The following is a 14,865-nucleotide window of genomic DNA, read 5'->3' as shown; positions in this document are numbered from 1 at the left end:
CGGGCTCCTTAGGCCGCGCTGTGCTCGGCGATGAGCTCGCGAGCCGCGTCGAGGTCGTCGGGGGTCTTCAGGGCCAGCGTGGTGACGCCGGGCAGCGCGCGCTTCGCCAGACCGGTCAGCGTGCCGCCGGGGCACACCTCGATCAGCGCGGTCGCGCCGAGTTCCTTGAAGGTCTCCATGCACAGGTCCCAGCGGACCGGGTTGGCGACCTGGCCGACGAGCCGCTCGACGACCTCGGCGCCGGTGGCGACCGTCCGGCCGTCCCGGTTCGACACGTACGGGACCCGCGGGTCGGCCGGCGTCAGATCCCGGGCGGCCTTCGCCAGCGCCTCGACGGCGGGAGCCATGTGCTCGGTGTGGAACGCGCCCGCGACCTTCAGCGCCACGACACGCCGGACACCCTCGGGCTTGTCCGCCTCCAGCGCGGCGAGCTGCTCCAGCGTGCCGGCGGCCACGATCTGGCCGGCGCCGTTCACGTTCGCCGGGGTCAGGCCGAGCTTCTCCAGGTGCGGGACCGTGGTCTCGGGGTCGCCGCCGAGCAGCGCCGACATGCCGGTCTCGGTGATCGCGGCGGCGTCGGCCATCGCCAGGCCGCGCCGGCGCACGAGGGTCAGCGCGGCGGTGTCGTCGAGGACGCCGGCGAACGCGGCGGCGGTGATCTCGCCGACGCTGTGGCCCGCGACCGCGCCGGGGCGCACGTCACCGAGGGCGGCGGCGGACAGCAGGCCCGCGGCGACCAGGAGCGGCTGGGCGACGGCCGTGTCACGGATCGCGTCCGCGTCGGCCTGGGTGCCGTAGTGGGCGAGGTCGAGCCCGATGGCGTCCGACCACGCGGCAACGCGGTCGGCGGCGCCGGGCAGTTCGAGCCAAGGAGTCAGGAAGCCGGGCGTCTGGGCGCCCTGGCCGGGAGCGACGAGTACGAGCACTCTCACACTCTCTCTTGTGGACGGCCACGGCCGCCCGTGGGGACAGGGACGAAGAACACGAGGGGGAATTGTAGGTCCCCGACAAAAGGCTAGGTCTGGGGATCTCCATCGGCGAGACGCCCCAGGATCAGCGCGATCCGCAGCGTGAACGCGGATCGTACATCCGAGGGCGACCAGCCGGTGACGTCAGTCACACGTCGGAGCCGGTAGCGCACGGTGTTGGGATGGACGAAGAGCATCCGGGCGGCGCCTTCGAGACTGCTCGCCTGTTCCAGATAGACGCTGAGCGTCTCCAGGAGCGCGGAGCCGGCCTCCTCCAGCGGTCTGTAGATCTCCTCCACCAGTTGCTCGCGGGCGGACGGATCGGAGGCGATCGCGCGCTCCGGCAGCAGATCGTCCGCCAGCACCGGGCGCGGCGCGTCCTGCCAGGCGGTGCACGCCTTCAGCCCCGCCGCGGCGGCCTGCGCGGACCGGGTGGCGGCCAGCAGGTCGGGCACGATCGGCCCGGCGACCACCGGTCCGGCCGCATACGGGCCGATCAGCGACTTGGCGACGGCGAGCGGGTTGTCGCTGCCGCCCGCGATGACCACGAGCCGGTCGCCGAGCACGCCGGTCAGCACCTGGAGCTTGGCGTGCCGGGCGGCCCGCCGGATCGCCTCGACGGTCAGCTCGCTGTCGCCGTCGGGTGCCGTGCCCAGCACCACACAGACGTGTTCGGGGGAGTTCCAGCCGAGCGCGGCGGCCCGCGAGACGGCGCCCTCGTCGGCCTCGCCGGAGAGCACGGCGTTCACCACGAGGGATTCGAGCCGGGCGTCCCAGGCGCCCCGGGCCTCCGCCGCCTGCGCGTACACCTGGGCGGTCGCGAAGGCGATCTCGCGGGCGTACACGAGCAGCGCCTCGCGCAGCACGGACTCGTCGCCGGGGGCGGCCACCTCGTCGATGGCCGACTCCATCACCTCGATCGTGGTGCGCACCATCTCCACGGTCTGGCGCAGGGTGATGGCCCGGGTCAGCTCGCGCGGCGCGGTCCCGAAGACGTCGGTGGAGATGGCCTGGGGCGCGTCGGGGTGCCGGAACCACTCGGTGAAGGCGGCGATACCGGCCTGGGCGACCAGCCCGATCCACGACCGGTTCTCCGGCGGCATGGCCCGGTACCACGACAGCGTCTCGTCCATCCGCGTGATCGCCTGCGCGGCGAGACTTCCGGAGGACTTCTCCAGCCGCTTCAGGGTGGCGGAGTGCGCGTGGACGTCGTGCGCTGGGCGCTCGGTGTTGCTGGATTCGGGTTCGGGCACGGGACAAGACTGCCTTATCAGGACGGAGCCGTGCGGCGGCGGGTCGCATGTAACAGCGGGGCCGGGCGCCCGGCCGGGGCTACGGTGGTCGGTGTGATGGACGTCCGCCGCGCCGACGAGCGCTACCGCGGAGGGGACCCGGCGGCCGGGATCTCCTCGCTCCACGCCTTTTCCTTCGGCCCGCACTACGACCCCGACAACCTCCGCTTCGGCGCGGTGATCGCCTGCAACGAGGAGCGGCTCGAACCCGGCGCCGGCTTCGACGAGCACCCGCACAGCCACACCGAGATCGTCACCTGGGTGGTGGAGGGCGAGCTGACGCACCGTGACTCGGCGGGCCACGAGTCGGTGCTGCGCCACGGCGACGTGCAGCGGCTCAGCGCGGGCGGCGGGGTCCGGCACGTCGAGCGTAACGACGGCGAACTCCCGCTGGTCTTCGTCCAGATGTGGCTGGCCCCGCTGGAACCGGGCGGCGACCCGGCCTACGAGACCGTCCGCGGCATCGCCGACTCCACCCCGTACGCCCTGCCCGAGGCGGGCGCCATGCTGCACGTGCGCCGGCTGACCGCGGGCGAACGCGCCGCCGTGCCCGACGCGCCGTTCGTCTACGTCCATGTCGTGCGGGGCGAAGTCCGCCTGGACGGTGAGGAGTTGGCCGAGGGGGACGCGGCCCGCATCACGGACGCCAAGGACGTCGAACTCGTCGCGGGCGCGCCCGCCGAGCTGCTGATGTGGGAGATGGCGGTCGGCTGAACCGGCGCCCGGCCGCTCCCGCCGCGGGCGCCGGCCCGGCGGAGGTCAGCCCGCCAGCTCCGCGAGGACCGCGTCGGTGAACGGCGTCCACGCCTCGACCGCCCAGGGGCCGAAGGCGCGGTCGGTCAGCGCGACGCAGGCGGCGCCCACGGCCGGGTCGACCCACAGGAACGTACCGGCATGGCCGAAGTGGCCGAAGGTCCGCGGGGAGGACGAACCGCCGGTCCAGTGCGGCGACTTGTGGTCGCGGATCTCGAAGCCGAGGCCCCAGTCGTTGGGGTTCTGGTGACCGTAGCCGGGCAGCACGCCCTTGGTGCCCGGGTACTGCACGGTCATCGCCTCCGCGACCGTACGCGGGTCGAGCAGGCGCGGCGCCTGGACCTCGGCGGCGAAGCGGACCAGGTCGTCGAGCGTCGAGACGCCGTCCTTCGCGGGGGAGCCGTCCACCGTCGTCGAAGTCATGCCGAGCGGTTCGAGGACGGCCTCGCGCAGATAATCCGCGAAGGGCATCTCCGCGGCCTTGGCGATGTGGTCCCCGAGCACCTCGAAACCGGCGTTGGAGTACAGCCGCCGCTCCCCGGGCGCCGAGGTCACCCGGTGCTCGTCGAAGGCCAGCCCCGAGGTGTGCGCGAGCAGGTGCCGGACCGTCGAGCCTGGGGGCCCGGCCGGTTCGTCCAGCTCGATCGCCCCCTCCTCGTACGCGACGAGCGCGGCGTACGCGGCGAGCGGCTTGGTGACCGAGGCGAGCGCGAACCGGTGGCCGCCCGGCCCGTGCGAGCCGACGACCGTGCCGTCCGCGCGGACGACCGCGGCGGCGGCGGTGGGGACGGGCCAGTTCGCGGTCAGCGCCAGACTCTGCAAAGACATGCCCACGACCCTAAGCGGCTCACAGGCTCAGCCGCATCGAGGGGTCCGGCTTGCGGACGAAACCGAGGGAGGCGTAGAGCGGCTCGGCGGCGGCGGAGGCGTTCAGGTCGACCTGGGGCACACCCCGCTCGCGGAACCAGTCGAGCAGCGTCTCCACGCAGGCGCGGGCGTACCCGCGGCGCCGGGCGTCCGGGTCGGTGGCCACGCTGAAGACGTGCCCGACCGCGCCGTGCGGGTTCTCCGCCCGCCCGATCCGGTACTCGACCGTCCCCGCTACGAGGGCCGCGAGCGCCCCGGGCCGCTCCGGGTGATCGACCACGAAGGCCGCGAAGGACCCCTGCGGATCGGCGAGTCTCGCGCGTACGGTGGGCAGCGAGGCGGCGTGCCAGGCGGTGGAGCCGTCGGCGGAGAAGACGGAGTCGATCATCACCTGGCGCAGGCGCAGTACTTCCGGGGCGTCCTCGGCGGTGGCACGGCGTACGAGACTCATGAGCGGCACGGTAGTCACCGTCTCCCGGCCGCGTCCTGGTGATTTCGGCGGAGTCCGCTTGCTTCGAGTGCACTCCAAGGTTTTAGCGTGGAGACCATGACCGTGATGGAGACCACTGCCGAGGCCGTCGAGACCGGCGCCGACACCTGCGCCGGCCCGCCCGAGGGGGAGGACAGGCGCCCGGACGGCCAGGACAACTACACGATCAGCGAGGTCGTCGCCTACACCGGCCTGAGCGCGCACACCCTGCGCTGGTACGAGCGCATCGGGCTGATGCCGCACATCGACCGCTCGCACACCGGCCAGCGCCGCTACAGCAACCGCGACCTGGACTGGCTCGGCCTGGTCGGCAAACTCCGGCTCACGGGGATGCCGGTCGCCGACATGGTGCGCTACGCGGAGCTGGTGCGCGCGGGCGACCACACGTACCTGGAGCGCTACGAACTCCTGGAGGCGACCCGCCGGGACGTCAAGGCCCGGATCGCGGAGCTGCAGGACACCCTCGCGGTGCTCGACCGCAAGATCGGTTTCTATGGTGACGCCGGGCGCGCCCTGGCGTCGGAGAGGTCCCGATGACGGACAGCAGGATCGCGACGGTACGGCTCGGCGCCGACGGACCCGAGGTCGGCGTGCAGGGCCTCGGCTGCATGGGGATGAGCTGGGCCTACGGGCCGCCGGACGCCCAGCGGTCCCGGGCCGCGCTGGACCGCGCGCTGGAACTGGGCGTGACGCTCTTCGACACGGCCGACGCCTACGGCGGGGGCGAGAACGAGAGGTTCCTGTCCTCCTTCGTCGGCGCCCACCGGGACGAGCTGGTGATCGCCACGAAGTTCGCCCTCACCAGCTCCCCGGACGACCCCTACAAGCGGATCGTCCGCAACGACGCGCCGTACATCCGGGAGGCCGTCGAGGCGAGCCTGCGCCGGCTGGACGTCGACGTGATCGACCTCTACTACATGCACCGCCGGGACGTGCGCGTCCCCATCGAGGAGACCGTCGGGGTCATGGCCGAGCTGGTTCGCGAGGGCAAGGTCAAGCACCTCGGGCTGAGCGAGGTCACCGGCGGCGAGCTGCGGACCGCGCACGAGGTGCACCCGATCACCGCGGTGCAGTCCGAGTGGTCGCTGTTCAGCCGGGACATCGAGGCGGGCGTGGTGCCCGCCGCCCGTGAGCTGGGCGTCGCCCTGGTGCCGTACTCACCGCTCGGCCGCGGCTTCCTCACCGGCTCCTTCACGCACGCCGACGAGGAGCTGACCTCGGACGACTTCCGGCGGACGATGCCCCGCTTCACCGGCGAGAACGCCTCCGCCAACGCCGCGCTCCTGGAACCGGTCCGCACGGTCGCCGAGGCGCACGGGGCCTCGCTCGGCCAGATCGCCCTGGCCTGGGTCCAGCAGCGGGCGAGCGTCCACGGCCTGACCGTGGTGCCGATCCCGGGGACCACCAGGAGCGCTCGGGTCGAGGAGAACACGGCGGCCACCCGCATCGTCCTGACCGACGGTGAACTGGCGCTGCTGGAGCCGATCGCGGCGAAGGTGGCCGGCGACCGCTACGCGGACATGACCTTCTCCTCGGCGGGCCGCGAGTGAGCCGGGGCCGAGCGCGAGTGAGCCGAGCCGGGGCTGAGAGCGAGCCGAGCCGGGGCCGCGCGGGCGCCGGGGCCGAGCGCGAGTGAGCTGAGGCCGGCCGCTACAACTGCGCCAGCAGTTCGGCCTTCTTGGCGGAGAACTCCTCGTCGGTGACGAGCCCCGCCTCGTGGAGTTCGCCGAGGTGCCGGATCCGGTCGGCGATGTCGGCCGGGTCCCGGCGCGGCACGGCGGACACCGCCACCGGGGCGGGGCTCGCGGAGCGCACCGCGGCGAGCACGGCCGCCGCGAACGGCAGCGACTCGTGGACCGGCCCGTAGCCGAGCCCGAAGACGACGGCCGCGGGGTCCTGGTCGGCCTGCGCGGGCTGCGTCAGGGACCCGGGCTCGCGCCGCAGCAGCCGCAGATGCCCCTCGAACACCTCGGGAGAGCGCCATTCGACACCGCTCAGCGCGGAGACCGGGAAGCTCTGGTCGCCGGCCTTCCACTTCGCGGACGAGGCGCCGGTCCAGAACCACCGGAAGGACACCGCCCTGCCGTCGAAGGACGCCTTCCCGTCGTACGCCTTGAAGGCGAGCGGCCCCTCGGGCGGGTCCACGAGATAGCGCTCGGCGGGTTCGTCCTCGGCGGTGAGCCGGGCGCGCAGTTCGTCCGCGTAGTACTCGGCGAGGGTCTCCCGCTCGGCGGGCAGCACCAGCCGGTAGGGATCGCACCCCTCCTTGAGCTGTCCCGCCGCGGCCTCCATCAGCGGGTCGGCGCCGGGCCTCGGCACCGCGCGCAGCACGACCGTGCCCCGCTTCCCGGGCGTCAGCGTCACCGCCGCGACCGCCTTCAGGGGGATACGGCGTTCGCCGAGCGCCTGGAACAGCTTCGGCGTGCGGATCCCCCGTTCGAAGCGGATGAGCACGGAGTCGGTATCGAACTCCCAGGCGGCATGAAATCCGGCCAGTACGTCACCCATGCGGGCCATCGTATGCGGCACGCAAGCCTCCGTCGCCTCTCCGGGCGGACCGCTGTTCTTCCGGTCTCTACGCGCGTCAGGCCGACGCCCCGGCGGACAAACCCGCCCGGCAGGCGTCGTCGTCGTGCGCGCATCGGACCGCGCGGTACGCGCCAATCCCGATCTCCGCGAAGTTGCGGAGACTTTCCGTCCCCGGCTGGAAGTAGCCGGCGTGTCCCTTCGCGCCCTCGGCCGACAGCACGCGTGCCCCGAACCCCTTCGACACCGGGTCGGCGCCGTGCCCGAGGCCGCCGACCTCCATATAGGGCACGTCCTGGATCCAGTCGTCCGCGTCGCGCATCGCCCAGACCCGGGCGCCGGTGCGCAGGTTCGCCGCCTTCGCCGCCCGCATGCCGGGGCTGCCGGCCACCGCTATGTCGGAGACCCGCGCGGGCAGCGCGTGCGCGGCCACCCCGCACAGCACCGAGCCGTAGCTGTGGCAGTAGAGCGCGACCGGCGAGCTTCCGGGCAGGGCCCGCAGCAGCGCGTTCAGCCGTACGGCGCCGTCCTGGGCGCGCATGGCGGTGGCCGAGTCGATGCCGAGCCCGCTCGGGGCCGTGTAGTCGGCCCACGCGATCACGGCCGTGCGCGCTCGCGGGTCGGCGGACCGCTGAGCCGCGTACAGCGCGCTCGCCATGCCGACCGGCGCGGAGTACCGCTTGAAGGTGCGCTGGAAGGTGAGCAGGTCGGTGTCGACGCCGGGCACCACGACCGAGACGCGCCGGGCGGTGTCGAGGTCGCCGAACACCTCCGCGATCCGGCCCGATCCGTTGGGGTCGAAGGCGAGGATCTTGCGGCCCTTGCCGAGCAGCGCGTCGTAGCGGTGCATCCGGCGTCCCGCGTCGTACTGGCCGACGGAGGAGAGCCGCTTGTCGTGCATCCGCCGGTGCTCGACCTTGCGTTCGTGCTTCATCGCCAGGCGGTTGGCCCGGTAACGCAGGGAGACCGGCGCGCCGTTCATGTTGCCGACCGCGAGCGGGTAGCGGTGGGCGAGCCGGGAACGCTGGTGCCCGTCGAGCGTGTCGAAGAAGCCGGCCAGCCGGGCGGGCGCGCTGTCCGGGTCCGGCAGCCGGTGCCCGCCGATGCTGCCGTGCTCCCACGCGGAGCGGGACGCCTGGAGCGGGGAGGGACCCCGGTGGCTGTGGAGCGCGGTCCAGCCACTGGTGGCCAGCATCACGAACACCACGGCCAGCGCGAGCAGCGCACGCCAGACGTTGAGTTGGGGGGCTGTGTCGAAGGAAGTCACTGAGAGGACACCCTAGGAGAAGTGCGGCGCCTCCCGTTAAACGAGTGACCGGGATCACGTTTCTGGCGGGGTAATTGGGGGAAACCGGGTTCAGTTTGAGTTAAATAGTCACACTCTGTAGGTGAATTCCTGCGACGGGTGTACGAGTTGTGACGCTCTGTGCGGCGGTGGCCGCGGCGGCGCTGGAGGGGGCTGGTGGGACTGGTGGCAGCGGTCGCGGCGGGGATGGTGGCGGCCGTCGCGGCGGGGATGGTGGCAGCCGTCGCGGTGGCGCTGGTGGTGGCGGTCGCGGCGGCGCTGGTGGGGGCCGGTCAGGCCGGCCGGGTGTCCCACTTCTGCGCCAACGCGGGCCCCACGTGGTCGAGATAGGAGGCGGTCAGCTCGCGGATCGCCGCCACGCTGGTGTCCTCGCCCGCGCCCCACCGGCGCCCCGTCACCCGCATCACCCCGCCGAACACGGCCACGGCGATCCTCGGCCGGGGGTCCGCGTCCACGTCCAGGCCCTCGCGCTCGGCGATCAGCCGGGCGATCTCCTCCTCGATCTCCTCCGAGCGGCGCAGATGGGCCGCCAGCAGTGCGGGCGTCGACTCGATCAACCGGTAGGTCCGCATGTGGAGTTCGATCGGGACGACGGCCTCGATCGCCTCACCGATGGTGTCCCAGCTCTCCAGGACCGCCCGCCGCATCGCCTCCAACGGGGCCTCGTGGGGCGGCCGTTCGCGCACGGCGTCGATGAAACGGGACTCGGTGAGCCGCTGGAGGAAGAGGGCGGCGTCCTCCTTGCCCGCGAAGTAGCGGAAGAAGGTGCGCTGCGAGACGTCGACGGCCTCGGCGATCTCGTCGACGGTGGTGCGCTCGTACCCCTGCGTGGTGAACAGTTCCAGGGCGGCCCGCAGCAGCGCGTCCCGGGTGCGCTGCTTCTTGCGCTCGCGCAGACCGGGGCGCGGCGCTCCCGCCACGCCCGCCGCTCCCGGCGCGGGCGCGGCCATGGCAGTCGCGGGCCCGGTCGTCGCCGTGGGCGCCGTCACGGCCGCTCGCGCGGCCTGCGCCGGCGTCGTCGGCCCGGCCTCGCCGGCCCTGTTCCTCATGATCCCGGAACCTCTCCCTCGCGTCCCTCCCCGAACTGTCGGCCCAGTTCAGCCTATCTGTGAGTAACGTGACAGTTACCGACTTGTGAATTGGTTTGTCAACTGTCAGCGGCTGTCACTAGCCTCGAAAACATGACTAGTCAGACCACCATCGACAAGCCGGAGCCCGGCGACAACGCTCCGGCCTCCCCGGCGGGCGGGGCCCCGTCCGCGGGCCTGCGCGGCCATCCGTGGTTCACCCTCATCACCGTGGCCGTCGGGGTCATGATGGTGGCCCTGGACGGCACCATCGTCGCGATCGCCAACCCCGCCATCCAGAAGGACCTCGGCGCGAGTTTCGCCGACGTCCAGTGGATCACCAACGGCTACTTCCTCGCCCTCGCGGTCACCCTGATCACCGCGGGCAAGCTCGGCGACCGCTTCGGCCACCGGCAGACCTTCCTCATCGGCGTGCTCGGCTTCGCCGCGGCCTCCGGCGCGATCGGCTTCTCCAGCAGCATCGCCCTGGTCGTCACCTTCCGCGTCTTCCAGGGCCTGTTCGGCGCGCTGCTCATGCCGGCCGCGCTCGGCCTGCTGCGCGCCACCTTCCCGGCCGAGAAGCTGAACATGGCCATCGGCATCTGGGGCATGGTCATCGGCGCCTCCACCGCCGGCGGCCCGATCCTCGGCGGCCTGCTCGTGCAGCACGTGAGCTGGCAGTCGGTGTTCTTCATCAACGTGCCCGTCGGCGTCCTCGCGCTGGTCCTCGGCGCACTGATCCTCACCGACCACCGCGCCGCGAACGCCCCGCGCTCCTTCGACCTCCTCGGCATCGCGCTGCTCTCCGGCGCCATGTTCTGCCTGGTCTGGGCGCTCATCAAGGCCCCGGCGTGGGGCTGGGGTGACGGCCTGACCTGGACCTTCCTGGTCGCCTCGATCGCCGGCTTCGTGCTCTTCGCCCTCTGGGAGAAGCGGGTCAAGGAGCCGCTGATCCCGCTCGCCCTGTTCCGCTCGGTGCCGCTGTCGGCCGGTGTGGTGCTGATGGTCCTGATGGCCATCGCCTTCCTCGGCGGACTGTTCTTCGTCACCTTCTATCTCCAGAACGTGCACGGCATGAGCCCGGTCGACGCCGGTCTGCACCTGCTGCCGCTGACCGGAATGATGATCGTGGGCTCGCCGCTGGCCGGCGCCCTCATCACCAAGGTCGGCCCGCGCATCCCGCTGGCCGGCGGCATGGCGCTCACCGCGGTCTCCATGTTCGGGATGTCCACCCTGGACACCGGCACCAGCAGCCTGGTCATGTCGGTCTGGTTCGCGGGCCTCGGTCTCGGCCTTGCCCCGGTCATGGTCGGCGCCACCGAGGTCATCGTCGGCAACGCGCCGATGGAGCTGTCCGGTGTCGCCGGCGGTCTCCAGCAGGCCGCGATGCAGATCGGCGGCAGCCTCGGCACGGCCGTCCTCGGCGCCGTCATGGCCTCCAAGGTGGACGGCGACCTCGCGGGCAACTGGGCCGCCGCCAAGCTGCCGCCGCTCACCCCGGCCCAGCTCGACCAGGCCTCCGAGGCGGTCCAGGTCGGCGCCGCGCCGGTCACCAAGGACACCCCGGCCGCGCTCGCTGCGCGGATCACCGAGGTCGCCCACGACACCTTCATCTCCGGCATGAGCCTCGCCTGCCTGGTCGCCGCGGGCGTCGCCGTGGTGGCCGTCTTCGTCGCGCTGCTCACCAAGCGCGGCGACAACGCCGAGGCGGCGGGAGCGGGCGCCGGACACATCTGACGGACCGGAACACCTGATCGCCGAATCGCCGGATCACCCGGCCCGCGTGGCGGAATTTCGCCTATCCGGGTGATCACCCTCAGGTTCCCTCCCGTTGGGCACGCGCCGCAGGTCACAGTGGGTCACGTCCTCCGTACGGCCTGGAGGACGACCGGGTCTGCGGCGCGCTGCCGGAGGGGGGCGGCGCGCGTGCGGGTCTGTACGCGTGGAACGGGGGTACCCGAGGCATCGACCCGAACGGACCGAGAGGTCACGGGAGTTCAGGAGTTGATGATGGCGGGCTTCGGAAACGGTACGCGCAGGTACCCCCGTTCACGTGGCCGGATGGGACCACGGACCGGGCCGGACAGCGCGACCCTGGGCATCATCGGAGTCGTGTGCGCGGTTGCCGGCTTCTTCACGCTGGGAATCGTCCTCGGACCGGTCGCGATGATCTGCGGCTGGTTCTCGATGGGGCGCCGCTGGACGGGATCGGGACCGGTACCGGCCCTGATCGCCCTCGTCCTGGGAGCGATCGACACACTCCTCGCGATCATCTGGCTGGCGGGCGGAACGGGCAACGGCCTGCTCTGACCACGCCGGCGGCCCACACGTCACCCGTCGTCCGGATGTTCGCGTCCGGGGCGTTCCAGTCCCCGGAGGGCGGACCGCGAGGACGGGCACGGGCGAGGAAAGAGGGGAGGGGCGGCAGACCCACCGGGTCTGCCGCCCCTCCCCTCCTTCTCTGTGCTGTTCCGGTCTTTCTCTGTGCTTCCGGCCGCCGCGTCCGCGCGACCGGTTACGCGTCGCCGCCCGCCGCACCCGGGTCGGCCGCCGTCACGTCGAGGAGCTGGTAGCGGTCGACGGCCTGCTTCAGCACCGACCGGTCCACCTTCCCCTCCCGGGCCAGCTCGGTCAGCACGGCCACCACGATCGACTGCGCGTCGATGTGGAAGAACCGCCGGGCCGCGCCGCGCGTGTCCGCGAAGCCGAAGCCGTCCGCGCCGAGCGACTGGTAGGTGCCGGGCACCCAGCGCGCGATCTGGTCCGGGACCGAGCGCATCCAGTCCGAGACCGCCACGAACGGCCCCTGCGCCGTTGACAGCTTCCGCGTCACGTACGGGACGCGCTGCTCCTCCTCGGGGTGCAGCAGATTGTGCCGCTCCACCTCGACGGCCTCACGGCGCAGCTCGTTCCAGGAGGTCGCCGACCAGACGTCCGCCCGAACGTTCCACTCCTCGGCGAGGATCCGCTGCGCCTCGACCGCCCACGGGACGGCGACACCCGAGGCGAGGATCTGCGCCGGGATGGTGCCCGAGGTGCCCTCGGCGTAGCGGTAGACGCCCTTGAGAATGCCCTCGGTGTCCACGTTCTCCGGCTCGGCCGGGTGCTGGATCGGCTCGTTGTAGACGGTGAGGTAGTAGAAGACGTCCTCGCCGTGCGGGTGCTCCTCGGTCGAGCCGTACATCCGGCGCAGGCCGTCCTGCACGATGTGCGCGATCTCGAAGCCGAACGCCGGGTCGTAGGCCACACAGCCCGGGTTGGTCGAGGCGAGGAGCTGGGAGTGGCCGTCCGCGTGCTGAAGACCCTCACCGGTCAGCGTCGTACGCCCGGCGGTCGCGCCCAGGACGAAACCGCGCGCCAGCTGGTCGGCCATCTGCCAGAACTGGTCGCCGGTGCGCTGGAAACCGAACATCGAGTAGAAGACGTAGACCGGGATGAGCGGCTCGCCGTGGGTGGCGTACGCCGAGCCCGCCGCGATCAGCGAGGCCGTGCAGCCCGCCTCCGAGATGCCGTCGTGCAGCATCTGGCCGGTCGGCGACTCCTTGTAGGCGAGCAGCAGTTCACGGTCCACCGACTCGTACTGCTGGCCGAGCGGGTTGTAGATCTTCGCACTCGGGAAGAACGAGTCCATGCCGAAGGTGCGGTACTCGTCGGGCGCGATCAGCACGAACCGCTTGCCGATCTCCTTGTCCCGCATGAGGTCCTTGAGGAGCCGCACAAAGGCCATGGTCGTCGCGATGGACTGGTGACCCGAGCCCTTCTTCACGCTCGCGTACGTCTTGTCCTCGGGCAGCGCCAGCGGCTTCGACCGCACCACCCGCGTCGGCACGTACCCGCCGAGCGACTTGCGGCGGTCGTGCATGTACTGGATCTCCTCCGAGTCCCGGCCCGGGTGGTAGTACGGCGGCGCGCCGTCCTCCAGCTCCTTGTCGGAGATCGGCAGGTGCAGCCGGTCGCGGAAGCCCTTGAGGTCGTCGACCGTCAGCTTCTTCATCTGGTGCGTGGCGTTGCGGCCCTCGAAGTTCGGGCCGAGCGTCCAGCCCTTGACCGTCTGGGCGAGGATCACCGTCGGCTGGCCCTTGTGCTCCTTGGCCGCCGAGAACGCCGCGTAGATCTTCTTGTGGTCGTGCCCGCCGCGCCCCAGGTGCAGGATCTGGTCGTCGGTCATGTTCTCGACCATCTTGCGCAGCCGGTGGTCGTCACCGAAGAAGTGCTCGCGGATGTACGAGCCCGTCTCCGTGGCGTACGTCTGGAACTGGCCGTCCGGCGTGGTGTTCAGCCGGTTCACCAGCACGCCGTCGCGGTCCTGGGCGAGCAGCGGGTCCCAGGTGCGGTCCCAGACCAGCTTGATCACGTTCCAGCCGGCGCCGCGGAACTGCGACTCCAGCTCCTGGATGATCTTGCCGTTGCCGCGCACCGGGCCGTCGAGCCGCTGGAGGTTGCAGTTGACCACGAAGGTCAGGTTGTCCAGGCCCTCGCGGGCCGCGATCGAGAGCTGGCCGAGCGACTCCGGCTCGTCCATCTCGCCGTCGCCGAGGAAGGCCCAGACGTGGGACCTGGAGGTGTCGGCGATACCGCGCGCCTCCATGTAGCGGTTCATCCGCGCCTGGAAGATCGCGCCGAGCGGGCCGAGGCCCATCGAGACGGTCGGGAACTCCCAGAAGTCCGGCATCAGCCGCGGGTGCGGATACGAGGACAGCCCGTAGGGCGCCTTCGACTTCTCCTGGCGGAACGCGTCGAGCTGCTGCTCGGAGAGCCGGTCCAGGAGGTACGCGCGGGCGTAGATGCCCGGCGAGGCGTGCCCCTGGAAGAAGATCTGGTCGCCGCCGTCGCCCTCGTCCTTGCCGCGGAAGAAGTGGTTGAAGCCGACGTCGTAGAGCGAGGCGGAGGAGGCGAAGGTGGCGATGTGACCGCCCACGCCGATACCGGGGCGCTGCGCCCGGGAGACCATCACGGCCGCGTTCCAGCGGGTCGCGTTGAGGACCTTGCGCTCGATCTCCTCGTTGCCCGGGAAGAACGGCTCGTCGCGGGTGGCGATCGTGTTGACGTAGTCCGTGCTGCGCATCTCGGGCACGGCCACGCGCTTCTCGCGGGCGCGCTCGATCAGGCGCAGCATCAGATAGCGGGCGCGCTCACGGCCGCGCTGGTCGACGGCGGCGTCGAGGGAGTCGAGCCACTCCTGAGTCTCCTCAGGGTCGAAGTCCGGGACCTGGCTGGGAAGGCCGCCAATGATGACCGGGTTGCGATCGGATCCGGAAGCCACGCTGTTCCTTCGCTGTCAGAGGGCTGTCTGAGGCTTTCTGAGGGGCTGTCTGCGGTGGGTTTTCCCTGTATCTGCACCGTTCCCCATCGTGTACCTCGGGAACGCATACGTCATCTCTACTAAGGGGTAACCGAGACGTGCGTGCAGACCTCCGGGACGGGCCCGACCAAAACGCAACGATACGCTCAGTACGTGACGCGTTCCGCAAAGCCGTTCGGTTCTCGTACGCTCCAAGGGTTCCGAAGTTCATAAATGGGGCAGAAGGGTGTGGTGCGCGTCACGTGGCCGGAAGAAGGCCCAGCGGGAGTTGCGTCGGCACTGCCAGGATCGTCA

General features: G+C 71.6%; 13 protein-coding genes. 5 read left to right on the top strand and 8 right to left on the bottom strand.

The features are described from left to right. Positions 1 to 8: 8 nt before the first annotated feature. A complete protein-coding gene (locus AB0912_RS13045; protein WP_366698776.1) occupies positions 9 to 926 on the bottom strand; it encodes an ACP S-malonyltransferase in 918 nt (305 codons plus the stop codon). Positions 927 to 1,015: 89 nt separating this feature from the next. After that, positions 1,016 to 2,221 (bottom strand): fatty acid biosynthesis transcriptional regulator FasR, encoded by a 1,206-nt coding sequence (gene fasR / locus AB0912_RS13040; protein ID WP_366698774.1) that lies wholly within the window; start codon positions 2,219 to 2,221, stop codon positions 1,016 to 1,018. A gap of 96 nt (positions 2,222 to 2,317) precedes the next feature. Here fasR and AB0912_RS13035 point away from each other — a divergent pair, with 96 nt between their 5' ends. Then, complete coding sequence (locus tag AB0912_RS13035; RefSeq protein WP_366698838.1) at positions 2,318 to 2,974, top strand: pirin family protein; 657 nt, start codon at positions 2,318 to 2,320, stop codon at positions 2,972 to 2,974. A gap of 45 nt (positions 2,975 to 3,019) precedes the next feature. On the opposite strand, the gene AB0912_RS13030 is transcribed toward AB0912_RS13035, so the two are convergent. Together AB0912_RS13030 and AB0912_RS13025 are read right to left on the bottom strand one after the other, a co-directional pair. Continuing rightward, positions 3,020 to 3,841, bottom strand: coding sequence for a serine hydrolase domain-containing protein (locus AB0912_RS13030; RefSeq protein ID WP_366698772.1), 822 nt, complete (start codon positions 3,839 to 3,841; stop codon positions 3,020 to 3,022). Between the two features lie 19 nt (positions 3,842 to 3,860). Further along, a complete protein-coding gene (locus tag AB0912_RS13025; RefSeq protein ID WP_366698770.1) occupies positions 3,861 to 4,331 on the bottom strand; it encodes a GNAT family N-acetyltransferase in 471 nt (156 codons plus the stop codon). Between the two features lie 96 nt (positions 4,332 to 4,427). On the opposite strand from AB0912_RS13025, the gene AB0912_RS13020 reads away from it, so the two are divergent. Together AB0912_RS13020 and AB0912_RS13015 are read left to right on the top strand one after the other, a co-directional pair. Then, entirely contained in the window at positions 4,428 to 4,907 is a 480-nt protein-coding gene (locus AB0912_RS13020; RefSeq protein ID WP_366698836.1) for a MerR family transcriptional regulator, read from the top strand. Next, positions 4,904 to 5,920 carry an aldo/keto reductase gene (locus tag AB0912_RS13015; protein WP_366698768.1) on the top strand — a complete coding sequence of 339 codons (1,017 nt, stop codon included), beginning with the start codon at positions 4,904 to 4,906 and terminating at the stop codon, positions 5,918 to 5,920. The genes AB0912_RS13020 and AB0912_RS13015 overlap by 4 nt, the downstream gene beginning before the upstream one ends. A gap of 100 nt (positions 5,921 to 6,020) precedes the next feature. On the opposite strand, the gene AB0912_RS13010 is transcribed toward AB0912_RS13015, so the two are convergent. The 3 genes from AB0912_RS13010 to AB0912_RS13000 all read right to left on the bottom strand — a co-directional run bounded on the left by AB0912_RS13010 (position 6,021) and on the right by AB0912_RS13000 (position 9,152). After that, the gene (locus AB0912_RS13010; RefSeq protein ID WP_366698833.1) at positions 6,021 to 6,887 is read right to left on the bottom strand and encodes a DUF4429 domain-containing protein; all 867 of its coding nucleotides are present in this window, start codon (positions 6,885 to 6,887) and stop codon (positions 6,021 to 6,023) included. 67 nt (positions 6,888 to 6,954) lie between these two features. After that, positions 6,955 to 8,163, bottom strand: a complete 1,209-nt coding sequence (locus AB0912_RS13005) for an alpha/beta hydrolase (RefSeq protein WP_366698766.1) — start codon at positions 8,161 to 8,163, stop codon at positions 6,955 to 6,957. A 311-nt stretch (positions 8,164 to 8,474) separates the two neighbouring features. Continuing rightward, a complete protein-coding gene (locus tag AB0912_RS13000) occupies positions 8,475 to 9,152 on the bottom strand; it encodes a TetR family transcriptional regulator (protein ID WP_366698831.1) in 678 nt (225 codons plus the stop codon). A gap of 231 nt (positions 9,153 to 9,383) precedes the next feature. On the opposite strand from AB0912_RS13000, the gene AB0912_RS12995 reads away from it, so the two are divergent. Together AB0912_RS12995 and AB0912_RS12990 are read left to right on the top strand one after the other, a co-directional pair. Beyond that, entirely contained in the window at positions 9,384 to 11,006 is a 1,623-nt protein-coding gene (locus AB0912_RS12995) for an MFS transporter (protein WP_366698764.1), read from the top strand. 270 nt (positions 11,007 to 11,276) lie between these two features. Beyond that, complete coding sequence (locus AB0912_RS12990) at positions 11,277 to 11,579, top strand: small hydrophobic protein (protein WP_366698762.1); 303 nt, start codon at positions 11,277 to 11,279, stop codon at positions 11,577 to 11,579. A 205-nt stretch (positions 11,580 to 11,784) separates the two neighbouring features. On the opposite strand, the gene aceE is transcribed toward AB0912_RS12990, so the two are convergent. Continuing rightward, on the bottom strand, positions 11,785 to 14,532 hold the full coding sequence (gene aceE, locus AB0912_RS12985) for a pyruvate dehydrogenase (acetyl-transferring), homodimeric type (protein WP_366698760.1): 2,748 nt from the start codon (positions 14,530 to 14,532) through the stop codon (positions 11,785 to 11,787). Positions 14,533 to 14,865: the final 333 nt, after the last annotated feature.

Source organism: Streptomyces sp. NPDC007084, assembly GCF_040703595.1.
GTDB lineage: Bacteria > Actinomycetota > Actinomycetes > Streptomycetales > Streptomycetaceae > Streptomyces.
This window is presented reverse-complemented; position numbering and strand designations above follow the sequence as displayed.

Bases quoted from the DNA above. Each gene is read 5' to 3' on its own strand.
- AB0912_RS12990 (WP_366698762.1), top strand. From the start codon at position 11,277: ATGATGGCGGGCTTCGGAAACGGTACGCGCAGGTACCCCCGTTCACGT.
- AB0912_RS13015 (WP_366698768.1), top strand. From the start codon at position 4,904: ATGACGGACAGCAGGATCGCGACGGTACGGCTCGGCGCCGACGGACCC.
- AB0912_RS13000 (WP_366698831.1), bottom strand. From the start codon at position 9,152: ATGGCCGCGCCCGCGCCGGGAGCGGCGGGCGTGGCGGGAGCGCCGCGC.
- AB0912_RS13020 (WP_366698836.1), top strand. From the start codon at position 4,428: ATGACCGTGATGGAGACCACTGCCGAGGCCGTCGAGACCGGCGCCGAC.
- AB0912_RS13030 (WP_366698772.1), bottom strand. From the start codon at position 3,841: ATGTCTTTGCAGAGTCTGGCGCTGACCGCGAACTGGCCCGTCCCCACC.
- AB0912_RS13035 (WP_366698838.1), top strand. From the start codon at position 2,318: ATGGACGTCCGCCGCGCCGACGAGCGCTACCGCGGAGGGGACCCGGCG.
- AB0912_RS12995 (WP_366698764.1), top strand. From the start codon at position 9,384: ATGACTAGTCAGACCACCATCGACAAGCCGGAGCCCGGCGACAACGCT.
- AB0912_RS13025 (WP_366698770.1), bottom strand. From the start codon at position 4,331: ATGAGTCTCGTACGCCGTGCCACCGCCGAGGACGCCCCGGAAGTACTG.
- AB0912_RS13010 (WP_366698833.1), bottom strand. From the start codon at position 6,887: ATGGCCCGCATGGGTGACGTACTGGCCGGATTTCATGCCGCCTGGGAG.